The organism is Enterobacter cloacae complex sp. P47BA (assembly GCF_014930485.1).
GTDB classification, from domain to species: Bacteria; Pseudomonadota; Gammaproteobacteria; order Enterobacterales; family Enterobacteriaceae; genus Enterobacter; species Enterobacter bugandensis.
In genome coordinates this window covers 120227-132562 of the sequence record NZ_JADBRF010000005.1, presented here as the reverse complement: position 1 = coordinate 132562, position 12336 = coordinate 120227, and the positions used below count along the sequence as shown (strand labels likewise).

General features: G+C 60.1%; 11 protein-coding genes. 6 read left to right on the top strand and 5 right to left on the bottom strand.

Annotated elements, in window-relative coordinates; genetic code table 11:
* Positions 1-4 precede the first annotated feature (4 nt).
* A complete protein-coding gene (locus tag IM299_RS07670; RefSeq protein ID WP_014884622.1) occupies positions 5-436 on the bottom strand; it encodes a tripartite tricarboxylate transporter TctB family protein in 432 nt (143 codons plus the stop codon).
* Between the two features lie 11 nt (positions 437-447).
* On the bottom strand, positions 448-1428 hold the full coding sequence (locus IM299_RS07665; RefSeq protein ID WP_047363034.1) for a tripartite tricarboxylate transporter substrate binding protein: 981 nt from the start codon (positions 1426-1428) through the stop codon (positions 448-450).
* Between the two features lie 136 nt (positions 1429-1564).
* Between IM299_RS07665 and tctD the strand changes: the two genes are divergently transcribed.
* The 4 genes from tctD to IM299_RS07645 all read left to right on the top strand — a co-directional run bounded on the left by tctD (position 1565) and on the right by IM299_RS07645 (position 5596).
* Positions 1565-2239, top strand: coding sequence for a transcriptional regulator TctD (tctD, locus tag IM299_RS07660; protein WP_028013915.1), 675 nt, complete (start codon positions 1565-1567; stop codon positions 2237-2239).
* On the top strand, positions 2226-3635 hold the full coding sequence (locus IM299_RS07655; protein ID WP_041908953.1) for a sensor histidine kinase: 1410 nt from the start codon (positions 2226-2228) through the stop codon (positions 3633-3635). Before tctD ends, IM299_RS07655 begins: the two co-directional genes overlap by 14 nt.
* Positions 3636-3763: 128 nt before the next feature.
* A complete protein-coding gene (locus IM299_RS07650) occupies positions 3764-4303 on the top strand; it encodes a YfaZ family outer membrane protein (protein ID WP_028013913.1) in 540 nt (179 codons plus the stop codon).
* Between the two features lie 93 nt (positions 4304-4396).
* Complete coding sequence (locus IM299_RS07645; protein WP_193357276.1) at positions 4397-5596, top strand: nicotinamide mononucleotide deamidase-related protein YfaY; 1200 nt, start codon at positions 4397-4399, stop codon at positions 5594-5596.
* Positions 5597-5629: 33 nt separating this feature from the next.
* On the opposite strand, the gene glpC is transcribed toward IM299_RS07645, so the two are convergent.
* Genes glpC through glpA form a run of 3 tightly spaced genes read right to left on the bottom strand, consistent with a single transcriptional unit; the run spans position 5630 to position 9652 of the window.
* Complete coding sequence (gene glpC, locus IM299_RS07640) at positions 5630-6820, bottom strand: anaerobic glycerol-3-phosphate dehydrogenase subunit GlpC (RefSeq protein WP_047363036.1); 1191 nt, start codon at positions 6818-6820, stop codon at positions 5630-5632.
* Complete coding sequence (gene glpB, locus IM299_RS07635; protein WP_193357275.1) at positions 6817-8034, bottom strand: glycerol-3-phosphate dehydrogenase subunit GlpB; 1218 nt, start codon at positions 8032-8034, stop codon at positions 6817-6819. Before glpB ends, glpC begins: the two co-directional genes overlap by 4 nt.
* Positions 8024-9652, bottom strand: a complete 1629-nt coding sequence (glpA, locus tag IM299_RS07630; protein ID WP_193357274.1) for an anaerobic glycerol-3-phosphate dehydrogenase subunit A — start codon at positions 9650-9652, stop codon at positions 8024-8026. The genes glpB and glpA overlap by 11 nt, the downstream gene beginning before the upstream one ends.
* 250 nt (positions 9653-9902) lie before the next feature.
* Between glpA and glpT the strand changes: the two genes are divergently transcribed.
* Positions 9903-11255 (top strand): glycerol-3-phosphate transporter, encoded by a 1353-nt coding sequence (gene glpT, locus IM299_RS07625; protein ID WP_028013908.1) that lies wholly within the window; start codon positions 9903-9905, stop codon positions 11253-11255.
* Between the two features lie 11 nt (positions 11256-11266).
* Positions 11267-12319, top strand: coding sequence for a glycerophosphodiester phosphodiesterase (gene glpQ / locus IM299_RS07620; RefSeq protein WP_193357273.1), 1053 nt, complete (start codon positions 11267-11269; stop codon positions 12317-12319).
* The last annotated feature ends 17 nt before the right edge of the window (positions 12320-12336 follow it).

The window sequence follows — 12336 nt, the reverse complement described above, 5'->3', positions numbered from 1 at the left end:
TCCGTTAATTAAGCCAGGCGCCGAGCGGTAACGTCACGTCCAGCAGGCGGTCAAAGGCGTACCACAGTAAAATCCCCATCACCACGCCTGAGATCCCCGCCGCGGGGAGGGTGGCGTTAAACAGCATGCCGATGACCATCGTCAGAATGGCGGTCGCCACCGGGAAGCCGAGCCACTCAAAGCCCCAGGCATACATCAGCAGGACAATCACCATCACCAGCAGACGCTGCAGAATGCGACGCGGCGGCCACTCGACGGTATCCGGGTGGCGAAGCAGCAGCGCCACCGAGCAGAGCAGCATCAGGCCGACGATGCCCATCGGGAAGGGGCGGGGTCCCACGGGTTCATAGCTGTATTCGCTGTGGATCTGCCAGGCGACAAACATCCCGCCAACGCAGAGCAGCAGCCATATCCCGGCAAAAATACGATCGCTCATAGCGCCTCCGGTTATTTCGCCAGGCCAAAGGCTTTCGCCTGTTCGCGGTAGTCATTCACCTGTTTTTTGACGTACTCATCCAGTGGCTTACCGGTCAGGTTAAACTCAAACAGTCCGCGCAGATCGCGCTGTTTCTTAAATTCTTCGGTCTGCTGGAGTTTGTTGAACGCGTCGACCCACCACTGGTACTCGGCGTCGGTCACTTTTGGCCCGACGAAGAAGCCGCGGATGATCGGCCAGACCAGGTTATAACCCTGCTCTTTGGCGGTCGGGACGTTCGCCAGCTGGCCCGGCAGACGGTTTTCCGAGAAGACAGCCAGCACGCGGATTTTATCCCCGCTCAGGTACGGCACCATCTCGCTGAGATCGCCGGAAACGGCCTGAACGTGGTTGCCCATCAGCGCCGTGACCGGTTCGCCGCCGCCCTCAAAGGCCACGTAGCGCATCTTGTGCGGGTCAACCTTCGCCTGCTGGGCGAGAAGGGCCGCTTTCATCCAGTCCTGGCTGCCGATAGACGCCCCTGCGCCAATCACCACGCTGTTCGGATCTTTTTCCATAGCGGTCAGCAGATCTTTCAGGGATTTCCACGGGGAATCGGCACGCACGGCAATCATTCCGTAGTCGGTGCCGACGGTCGCCAGCCAGCGCACGTCGTCCACACCGTAGCGGCCAAACTTGCCCTGCGACAGGTTCAGCAGCGAGCCGCCGGAGAAGGCCACCACCGTTCCCGCTTCCGCCGGACGTTGCGCGACAATCGCGTTATAGGCCACCGCGCCCACGCCGCCTGGCATGTAGGTGACGCGCATCGGTTTCTCAATGGCCTTCGTCTCCAGCAGGCTGACCTGAATAAGCTTGCAGGTGAGATCGAAACCGCCGCCCGGTTTGGCCGGGGCGATACATTCGGTACGGGACGGAGCGTCCTGGGCCTGAACGACAGACGTACTCAACAGCAATACGCTTGCAGCAAGGGTAGAAAGTAATTGTTTTTTCATCGTTTATCCTCACGCCGGGGGTACGGGTCTTTTTTCTGATTATGTGAACCACCTTGTAGCGGTTCCGTTGCGTGATTGTTAAAACAATAACCTTTCATTTCCCTTTCAACGGGACACCAACTTTACAGGATGTGATATGCGTCTCTTACTCGCAGAAGATAATCGTGAGCTGGCTCACTGGCTGGAGAAAGCGCTGGTGCAGGAGGGCTTTGCCGTGGACTGCGTCTCCGACGGACGTGCCGCCGACCATCTGCTGCAGGGTGAAAACTACGCGGTCGCTATTCTGGACATCGGCATGCCCGGTTTTGACGGCCTGGAAGTGGTCCACCGCCTCAGAAAACGGGGGCAGACGCTGCCGGTGCTGTTTCTTACCGCCCGCAGCAACGTGGCGGATCGGGTGAAGGGACTGAACGCCGGGGCAGATGACTATCTGCCAAAACCGTTTGAGCTGGAGGAGCTTGACGCGCGTCTGCGCGCCCTGTTGCGCCGAAGCGAGGGTCGAACGCAGGAGCGCCAGCGCCTTGGGGAGCTGGAGTATGACGACGAGGGCTTTTTCCTGCTGCGCGATGAACCGCTTTCTCTGACGCCGCGGGAGCTCTCCCTGCTGAAAGTGCTGATGCACCGCCGGACCCGTCCGGTTTCACGACAGCAGCTTTTCGACCAGGTGTTCAGCCTGAACGACGACGTCAGCCCTGAAAGCATCGATCTCTATATTCACCGGCTGCGTAAGAAGCTGACCGGCAGCGGCGTGCGGATAACCACCCTTCGGGGGCTTGGGTACGTGCTGGAGTGCGGCGATGAGGTGGGTTAAGCCGCAGTCGCTCTATCTGCAGCTGCTGCTTTTCCTGGGTCTACCGCTGCTGCTGCTGTGGGGATTGTCGGCCTTTAACAGCTACGTTAGCGCGCTGCAGGCGGCCACGCAGGCCTACGATCGCACGCTGTTATCCTCTGCCCGCACCATCTCCGAGCGGCTGGAGGTGCGCAACAGCAGGCTGGCGGTGGACGTGCCCTGGGTGGTGCTCGACAGCTTTGAGCTCAACATGAACGACCGGCTCTACTATAAGGTGGTCGACCCCGACGGACGGGTGATCTCCGGCTATGACGATCTGCCGAAGATGCCGCCTGCGACGTCGCGCACCACGCTCTATCCGGCGCTGGCCTGGTTTTACCACACCGAATATCGCGGCCAGGCGATTCGGGTGGCGCGCCTGCTGCAGCCCGTAAATGAAGATAATGTTTTTGGCATGGCGGAGATTTACGTCGCCGAGACGCTCCAGTCCCGCCGCTATCTCGCCAGCCAGCTGCTCTTTTCATCCTGGGTTTCACAGGGGCTGCTGGTGCTGCTGACGCTGGTGCTGACCGCATGGCTGCTGCGCCGCGTGCTGCGCCCAATGCGCCAGCTTTCGTCACTGATGGTGCGGCGCGAGCCGGGCCTGCTCGCACCGCTGCCGGAGCTGCTGCCCTGGTCGGAGACCCGGCTGCTGATAGTCGCCTTTAACCGCTATATCGACCGGCTGCGCGGCGTGCTTTCACGTCAGGAACGCTTTAACGCGGATGCGTCGCACCAGCTCAAAACGCCGCTGGCGGTGCTTAAAACCCAGGTCTCCGTCGCCCTCGCGCGTCAGGATCCCGCCCTGTGGCAGGAGAGTCTGCGGGCAATGAATGCCACCCTGGACGACACTATCGTGCTCACCGAGCGGCTGCTGCAGCTTTCAGCGGTGAAGGGAAAAGAGCAGGGGGATCGTCATTTTACGCCTGTGGATCTGGTTCAGGTGGTGCAGAACTGCTGCTTTTCCCGGCTGGCGCAGGCGCGGAGCAAGGCGATTGATTTAGGATATGACGGTGTACAGCAGCCGGTCACGATCGAAGGCGATGACGTTCTGCTGGGCGAGCTGTGCGCCAACCTGCTGGAGAACGCGATTAAATATACGCCTGCAGGCGGGACCGTGACCGTTTTCCTGCGCGTGGATGGCGGTGCCGTTGAGCTGAGCGTTGAGGACAGCGGCCCCGGCATTGAAGAGGATCAGATCTACCAGGCGATGCAGCCTTTCCACCGTCTGGACAACGTCGGGAACGCCGCCGGTTCCGGGATTGGGCTGGCGCTGGCGGGGGATATCGCCCGGCTGCACCGCAGCCATTTGCAGCTGACTCGCAGCGAAACGCTGGGTGGCCTTTGCGTCAAAATGCGCTTTCTGCTGCTTACGTAAAAAAGCCGGGGGTTTCAAATCATTACAATCTTCCTGTCCGCCGCACGCAGAGTGCTTGATCCCCCGCAGACTCAGGTTAAAATCTCGCGGTTTTGGGGACTTCTCTATAATTATGCAGGATCGCGACAATGAAAAAAGTGGCATTACTGGGCCTCGGCCTGATGGTTGTATCTGCGGCGGCTAACGCCATTAGCATTAATGGTTCGGCGGGTCAGGACTATACCCACCTCGGTTTTGGCATGGGTACTGACACCTCCGGTCTGGCAATGACCGGCGGCTGGACGCACAACGATGACGACGGCGACGCGGCAAGCCTCGGCCTCGGTCTGAATATTCCTCTTGGCCCTTTCCTGGCCACCGTTGGCGGTAAAGGTATCTACACCAACCCAAATGACGGTGATGAAGGGTATGCGGCGGCTGTGGGCGGCGGCCTGCAGTGGAAAATTGGCGACAGCTTCGGCCTGTTTGGCGAGTACTACTACTCTCCGGATTCCCTCTCCAGCGGCATCGACAGCTATGAAGAAGCCAACGCCGGCGCGCGCTGGACCATCATGCGTCCGATTACCATCGAAGCGGGCTACCGTTATCTGAACCTGGCCGGTAAAGACGGCAACCGCGATAACGCGCTGGCTGACGGCCCGTACGTGGGCGTGAGCGCAGGCTTCTAATCGTTCCGGCGCGGCGTTCCGTCGCGCCAGTTTCTCTCATCTCCACCCCGCGTTTGCGCTATAGTGTTTTGACCAAATAAGCGGGAGAACACAATGATTAACGTGGAGATGTTATCCACCGGCGACGAAGTGCTGCACGGACAGATTATTGATACCAATGCTGCCTGGCTTGCCGATCTTTTCTTTGAGCAAGGATTACCGTTAACGCGCCGCAATACCGTGGGCGACAATCTGGAGTCACTGGTCGCTGTTCTGCGCGAGCGCAGTGAACAGTGCGACGTGCTGATCGTGAACGGCGGGCTCGGCCCCACCAGTGACGATCTCAGCGCGCTGGCCGCCGCGACCGCAAAAGGCGAAGGGCTGGTGCTGCACGAGGCGTGGCTTTCGCAGATGGAGCGCTTTTTCACCGAACGTGGCCGCGTCATGGCCCCCAGCAACCGTAAACAGGCTGAAATTCCCGCCAGCGCCGAGCTGGTTGATAACCCGGTCGGTACCGCATGCGGGTTTGCCATGCAGCTGAACCGCTGCCTGATGTTCTTCACGCCGGGCGTGCCTTCCGAATTTAAGGTGATGGTCGAGCAGCAGATCCTGCCGCGCCTTCGCCAGCGTTTTACTCTGCCTGAACCTCCGCTGTGCCTGCGCCTGACCACCTTTGGCCGCTCGGAAAGCGATCTGGCCCAGAGCCTTGACCACCTTCCGCTGCCGCCGGGCGTCTCCATGGGCTATCGCTCCTCTATGCCGATCATTGAACTCAAATTAACAGGACCGGCCACGCAGAAAGAGGCGATGCTGGCCCTGTGGCCTGAGGTGCAGCGCGTGGCGGGCGAAAGCCTTATTTTTGAAGGGACGGAAGGGTTGCCTGAGCAGATTGCAAAACATCTGCAGACTCGCCAGCTCAGCGTGACCTTAAGCGAGCAGTTCAGCGGTGGCCTGCTGGCGCTGCAATTGTCGCGCGTCAACGCGCCGCTGCTCGCCAGCGAAGTGGTGCCGTTTCAGCAGGAGACCCTGGCGCAAACCGCCCGCTGGGCTTCCGAAAGAAGGGTGAAGCATTTTGCCGGTCTGGCGCTGTTTGTCGGCGGGCTGGATGAGGATTACCTCAACTTCGCGCTGGCGACGCCGGAAGGCACCTGGGCGCTGCGGGTAAAAATGAGCATCACCCGCCACAGCCTGGTGGTGCGTCAGGAGGTGTGCGCCATGATGGCGCTGAATATGCTGCGCCGCTGGCTCAACGGCAAAGAGGTCGCCAGCGAGCACGGCTGGATTAACGTTGTCGAGTCGCTGTTCGTTGAGTAATGCCTGTGCCGGGGCCTTTCGCCCCGGCAACGTTCAGCCCAGCGCTTTCGCCAGCAGGGTAATCGGATGTTCGCAGCGCTTGCTGGTGGACATCTCAATCTGCCATTTACAGGTTTCGCAGTCCGTCACCACGATATCCGCGCCGCTCTCTTCAATCTGGCGGAACAGCGGGGCGCCAATTGCCTGCGAGGTTTCGTAGTTTTCACGCTTAAAGCCGTAGGTGCCTGCGATGCCGCAGCAGCGCGAATCCAGCACCGTCAGCTCCAGCCCCGGAATTAACCGCAGCAGCTCCAGCGTATAGAGCGACCAGCCCATTTTCTCCATATGACACGGGGTGTGATAGACCACCTTCAGCGGCAATGTTCCCAGCGGCAACGTCTGCCCGCTGTCCAGCTTGCGCCAGAGGAAGCGCGTCGCCAGCTCGATGTGCTCACGCAGTCCGGCGTTATCCACGTCCAGCAGGTGCGGATACTCATCGCGCAGGGTGAAGGTGCAGGTGGACGACGTCGCCAGCACCGGCATGCCTTTATCGACAATCGCTTCGCGCAGGGAGGTGACGTTGCTTTTGGCCTGCCTGCGCGCTTTATCGGTAAACCCGTTGGCAATCAGCGGCACGCCGCAGCACTTCTCTTTGCTAAGCAGCTGTACGCCTGTTCCCATGGCGTTCAGCACCTTCAGCAGATCTTTTCCCAGCTGCGGGTGGTTGTAGTTCACATAGCAGCCGTGGAAAAAGGCTACCCGATCGTCGTACTGCGCCTGCTGCTCCGCGACGGTTTTATACCAGCGACGGAAGGTGCCGTGAGAATATTTTGGCAGGCTGCGGTGATGGTCTATTTTAAGCGTGGCATCCAGCAGCTGACGCACCGGCTTGAGTGAGGTTGCGGCATTTACCAGCGGGGCAAACGGCGTGGAGACGCTGCCCATCAGATCGGTATGGCTCAGGATCGCATCGCGCAGTGTCGGCTTTTGCGTGCTGTAGCGCGCCCGGGCGCGCTGGATGATGTCGCCGATTTTTACGTCCGACGGGCAGGCGACCTCGCAGCGCTTGCAGTTGATGCAGTATTTCAGCGCCTCGTCGTACAGCCTGCCGTCCTTCAGGCGCAGGCGCTCGCCGTCCGGTCCGGCCTGCTTTGGCCCAGGGTAGCGCGGGTTTACGCCGCTGACCGGGCAGACGGTGGTACAGACCGTGCATTTAATGCAGCTTTCGAAACGGGTATCGTTCATTGTTCAGCCTCCACGCGCTGAATAATCTGCTCGGCTACATACAGCGCCGTGACGGCGCAAACCCCGCCGCCGCATCCCTGGGGGATCGGATCGTATCCGCCCAGCAGTGAGCCGATGGCAAAAAGATTACCGACGGGCATACCGGAAAGCTGCGGATGTAGCCGGTTATCGACAATTACGCCAAACTGCTGCCAGGGCTGCGGCGTGAAGAAATCACACTGATACCAGTCCGCGCGGGAAGCGGTTTGCCGCACATCCAGCCCCATAATCGCTTCCCGGATGCCCTCCCGGCTGCTCAGCAGCCCGTTGCTGAAGAAGCTCCCGCTCGCCAGCACCGTATAGCGGGCGCGAAGCGGAATATCCTCGTGGTTGCGCGTCCAGATTTCGCTCACCGCGCCGTCGGTCAGGGTGATTTTTTTCACCTCGTCACCCGCCATCCATACGCCGCCCTGCGCAACAAACTGGCGCTGAAGCTGGGTGTGCAGACGAATGCCGGGTACGGAAGGGGGAAGCGTCGGCAGCAAACCGAGCGTGCAGGGCAGACGATCCGAGAGCCAGCGCCAGAGCCGGTTGTCGTTTAAACCAAAGCAGGCGGGCATTATCAGGGCATCGCAGGTTTCACCGAGCGGCCTGAGCGCCTCATACAGCAGCGGCCATTTCTCCTCGTTATCCAGAAAACGGGCGATATTCACCGCGCGAAACTCGCTCGGGTTATCGCGCAGGATATCCAGCTCGGGCAGCTCTATTTCTGCCGTGTCGGCGTTGATGCCATGGCGACAGAGCGAGGCCGCCGCGAGATGGGGTTGAAAATCCAGAAAGCCGCTAATACCCACCACCCGCACTCGTCCCGCGCTGACGGGGGCCACGGGGACTTCCTCCGGGCTGAGCCACGCGGAGCGCAGGGTGCCGAGCGGCGTGATGCGCTGGTGATTTTGCCTGGCGCTTCCCTTCAGACGCGCGCCGCAGCCCGCCAGCAGCGCTTCGGCTTCCAGCGCAAAGCGGTCAATATGCTGCGCGCCAACCAGGTGATAGGGGTGCTCCGGCGGCAGCCTGTCGCGGTACGCTTCGTCCACCAGATCCAGCGATCCCGACGAGAAGTGCAGGGCGCTCTGGCCGCGGGTGATAATGGCGCAGCGCAGCCCCTGCTTCGTGAGTTTGATGCCGCAGAGCAAGCCTGCCAGCCCGCCGCCGACGATTACGGTATCAAATTTCATCGTATTGCTCCTTCTCCAGGCCGCAAAGTCCCTGATAGACCCAGCGGGTAAATTCGCTTTCGCGCAGAGCATCGCCCCAGGCGACAGGCTGAATGCCTTTCCAGCGCTCGTTCAGAAACGCGCTGAGCTGATCGAGCGACTGGGTGGCGGTGGTGGTATGAAAACGCTGCAGCAGCCCGGCGGCACGACAGGCGCACAGTTCGCCCTGACAGGTCCCCATTCCGACGCGGGTGCGGCGGCGGAGATCCAACAGGCTGTTGACTGTCAGGTTCTCTACCGCGTACTGCACTTCGCCTGCGGTAACGGCTTCGCACTCGCACACCAGGCTGCGGCTCAGTCGTCCTTCACCGAGCCACTGCGGCGTTCTGTCGCCGTGGCGGTAGATGGCCGAACCGCGCAGCGGCGCGGGCAGGGAGATGATTTTTTGCAGCGTTTTTTCGGTAGACTGGCGCGATCCCGGCAGCGGCTGTTCTGCGGTAACGCACGGTTCGGTATTTCCGAGCTTGCGGCAGACGGCATCGGTCGCCCACTCGGCCATCAGCCGGTAGGTCATCAGCTTGCCGCCGGTAATGGTGATAAACCCGTCCATGCCGTCGCGCTCGGCGTGATCGAGCAGCACGATGCCCCGGCTGACGTTACGTCCGCTCGGATCGTTATCGCTGGCGACAAGGGGACGCACGCCCGCGTAGGCGCGCAGGATACGCGTCTGCGCCATCACCGGCGCCAGCTTTTCCCCTTCGCGCAGCAGAATATCCACTTCTTCGGCGGTGACCCGGTTGACGTCAATGTCGCTGTAGTCAACGTGCGTTGACGTCGTACCGATGAGCGAAATGGTGTCGCCCGGCACCAGAATGTCGGCGTCAGACGGTTTGCGGCAGCGGTTGATGACGTGGTTATTGATGCGGTGGTCAAGGATCAGCAGCGAACCTTTGGCCGGGAACATGCGGATGGATAAGTCGGCGTATTCCGCGATGCGCTGGCCCCAGATCCCCGCCGCGTTGACCACCACGGCGGCGTGCAGCTCGCTGTGCTCGTTGTACTGCGTATCAAACACCCGCACGCCGCAGATGCGATGACCCTCGCGGATAAGCCCGGTCACTTCATGTCCGGTCAGAATGCGCGCGCCATGCTCGCGGGCGTCCAGCATGTTGGCGGCGGTCAGGCGGAACGGATCGACGGTGCCGTCAGGCACCTTCACCGCGCCGATCAGCGTCGGGTTCACCGACGGCTCCAGCCGCCGGGCCAGAGCCGGATCCATGGCCTCAGCCTGAATGCCCGCGGCAGTACAGGCGGTTATAAAGGTTGACTGAAAGGCGAGGTCATCTTCGGGAAGGGTAATAAAGAGACCGTCGGTCGGCTCTATGCAGTGTCGGGCGATACGCTTGAGGATCTGGTTTTCAGCGATACATTCGCGCGCGGATTCACCGTCGGTGACCGCATACCGCGCGCCGCTGTGCAGCAGGCCGTGGTTACGCCCCGTCGCGCCGGTGGCGATATCGTGGCGCTCCAGAAGCGTGACGCTTAAGCCGCGAAGGGCGCAGTCGCGTGCGATGCCGGCGCCGGTTGCGCCACCGCCAATGATAATCACATCGCTGTAGCGTGGATCGTGAATTGTCATTGCCTTTCCTCTATGTTCGTTTTTTAGCATTTAGCCACATAGATCGTGTGGTTTGTTTGATTTCGAACATAAACGCGCGAAATTCGAAACTGAAACGTGATTTCATGCGCTTTTTTGCGCATTCTGTCATATTTCTGTAACAATCTGTGCGTTGATTCACAGTAACAAACCGCATGTTTTTTTAACATCCCCGCCTCTGTAACCGGGCGCGAGATGCCTGGTCATTTTTTGAAAGGCCACGGAGGCTGTTATGCTCAGTATCTTCAAACCTGCGCCGCATCGGGCGCGACTGCCAGAGGCAGAGATCGATCCTCTCTACCGCCGTCTGCGTTGGCAAATCTTCCTCGGGATCTTCTTCGGGTATGCGGCGTACTATCTTGTACGTAAAAACTTTGCGCTCGCCATGCCGTATCTGGTGGAGCAGGGCTTCTCACGCGGCGACCTGGGCTTCGCGCTGTCGGGGATCTCCATCGCCTACGGTTTTTCTAAATTCATCATGGGTTCCGTGTCGGACCGCTCGAATCCGCGCGTGTTCCTGCCCGCCGGTCTGATCCTCGCGGCAGCGGTCATGCTGTTCATGGGCTTTGTGCCGTGGGCGACGTCCAGCATTGCCATCATGTTCGTGCTGCTGTTCCTCTGCGGCTGGTTCCAGGGGATGGGGTGGCCGCCGTGCGGACGTACCATGGTGCACTGGTGGTCGCAGAAGGAGCGTGGCGGCATTGTGTCGGTGTGGAACTGCGCGCATAACGTCGGGGGCGGGCTTCCACCTCTGCTGTTCCTGCTGGGGATGGCCTGGTTCAACGACTGGCACGCGGCGCTCTACATGCCTGCCTTTGGTGCTATTCTGGTGGCGATTATTGCCTTCGCCCTGATGCGCGATACGCCGCAGTCCTGCGGGCTGCCGCCAATCGAAGAGTACAAAAACGACTATCCGGATGATTACAGCGAGAAGCACGAAGAAGAGCTGACCGCGAAACAGATCTTCATGAAGTACGTGCTGCCGAACAAGCTGCTGTGGTACATCGCGGTGGCGAACGTGTTCGTATACCTGCTGCGCTATGGCATCCTCGACTGGTCCCCGACCTACCTGAAAGAGGTTAAGCATTTCGCGCTGGATAAATCCTCCTGGGCGTACTTCCTGTATGAATACGCCGGGATCCCGGGCACGCTGATTTGCGGCTGGATGTCGGACAAAGTGTTTAAAGGCAACCGCGGCGCAACGGGCGTGTTCTTTATGACCCTGGTGACCATCGCGACTGTCGTTTACTGGCTTAACCCGCCGGGTAACCCATCAGTAGACATGGCCTGTATGATCGTTATCGGCTTCCTGATTTACGGCCCGGTGATGCTGATCGGTCTGCACGCGCTTGAGCTGGCACCGAAAAAAGCGGCGGGCACGGCGGCAGGCTTTACCGGTCTGTTTGGCTACCTCGGCGGTTCCGTCGCGGCGAGCGCTATCGTGGGCTACACCGTTGACTTCTTCGGCTGGGACGGCGGCTTTATGGTGATGATCGGCGGCAGCGTGCTGGCGGTTCTGCTGCTGGTTGTTGTGATGATCGGCGAGAAACGTCACCACGCGGAAGTGCTGGCGCGTCGTCAATAAGGAGCATTGCGATGAAATTAACTCCATTAACCACCGGCCTGCTGCTGGCAGGCCTGATAACAGGCTCTGCCCTGGCGGCGGATAAAATCGTTATCGCCCACCGCGGTGCCAGCGGCTACCTGCCGGAGCATACGCTGCCGGCGAAAGCGATGGCCTATGCCCAGGGCGCGGATTACCTGGAGCAGGATCTGGTGATGACGAAGGACGACCAGCTGGTCGTCCTGCATGACCACTATCTTGACCGCGTCACGGACGTGGCGGAGCGTTTCCCGGACCGCGCGCGCAAAGACGGTCGTTACTACGCCATCGACTTTACCCTGGATGAAATTCGCTCTCTGAAGTTTACCGAAGGCTTTGAGATTGAAAACGGCAAGAAGGTGCAGGTCTACCTGGAACGTTTCCCGATGGGCAAATCTGACTTCCGGATCCATACCTTCCAGGAAGAGATTGAGTTTGTTCAGGGGCTGAACCACTCCACCGGTAAAAACATCGGTATCTACCCGGAAATCAAAGCGCCGTGGTTCCACCATCAGGAAGGGAAGGACATTGCCGCGAAGACGCTGGAGGTGCTGAAACAGTACGGCTACACCAGCAAGAAGGACAAAGTTTACCTGCAGTGTTTTGACGCCGCCGAGCTGAAGCGCATCAAAACCGAGCTGGAGCCGAAGATGGGGATGGATCTCAATCTGGTGCAGCTGATTGCCTACACCGACTGGAATGAAACCCAGGAGAAACAGCCGGACGGGAAGTGGGTGAACTACAGCTACGACTGGATGTTCAAGCCGGGCGCGATGAAGCAGATTGCGCAGTACGCTGACGGCATCGGGCCGGATTATCACATGCTGGTGGCGGAAGGCTCAACGCCTGGCCACGTGAAGCTGACGGCGATGGTGAAAGAGGCGCACGCCAGCAAGATGCAGGTGCATCCGTACACGGTGCGTGCCGACCAGCTGCCGCCATATGCCACCGATGTGAATCAGCTTTACGAGGTGTTGTATAAGCAGGCGGACGTGGACGGGCTGTTTACGGATTTCCCGGATAAAGCGGTGACGTTCTTAAAATAGAAAAAGGGCCGTAAGGC

Bases quoted from the DNA above. Each gene is read 5' to 3' on its own strand.
- IM299_RS07670 (WP_014884622.1), bottom strand. From the start codon at position 436: ATGAGCGATCGTATTTTTGCCGGGATATGGCTGCTGCTCTGCGTTGGC.
- IM299_RS07665 (WP_047363034.1), bottom strand. From the start codon at position 1,428: ATGAAAAAACAATTACTTTCTACCCTTGCTGCAAGCGTATTGCTGTTG.
- IM299_RS07650 (WP_028013913.1), top strand. From the start codon at position 3,764: ATGAAAAAAGTGGCATTACTGGGCCTCGGCCTGATGGTTGTATCTGCG.
- glpA (WP_193357274.1), bottom strand. From the start codon at position 9,652: ATGACAATTCACGATCCACGCTACAGCGATGTGATTATCATTGGCGGT.
- IM299_RS07655 (WP_041908953.1), top strand. From the start codon at position 2,226: ATGAGGTGGGTTAAGCCGCAGTCGCTCTATCTGCAGCTGCTGCTTTTC.
- glpT (WP_028013908.1), top strand. From the start codon at position 9,903: ATGCTCAGTATCTTCAAACCTGCGCCGCATCGGGCGCGACTGCCAGAG.
- glpB (WP_193357275.1), bottom strand. From the start codon at position 8,034: ATGAAATTTGATACCGTAATCGTCGGCGGCGGGCTGGCAGGCTTGCTC.
- glpQ (WP_193357273.1), top strand. From the start codon at position 11,267: ATGAAATTAACTCCATTAACCACCGGCCTGCTGCTGGCAGGCCTGATA.
- IM299_RS07645 (WP_193357276.1), top strand. From the start codon at position 4,397: ATGATTAACGTGGAGATGTTATCCACCGGCGACGAAGTGCTGCACGGA.
- glpC (WP_047363036.1), bottom strand. From the start codon at position 6,820: ATGAACGATACCCGTTTCGAAAGCTGCATTAAATGCACGGTCTGTACC.
- tctD (WP_028013915.1), top strand. From the start codon at position 1,565: ATGCGTCTCTTACTCGCAGAAGATAATCGTGAGCTGGCTCACTGGCTG.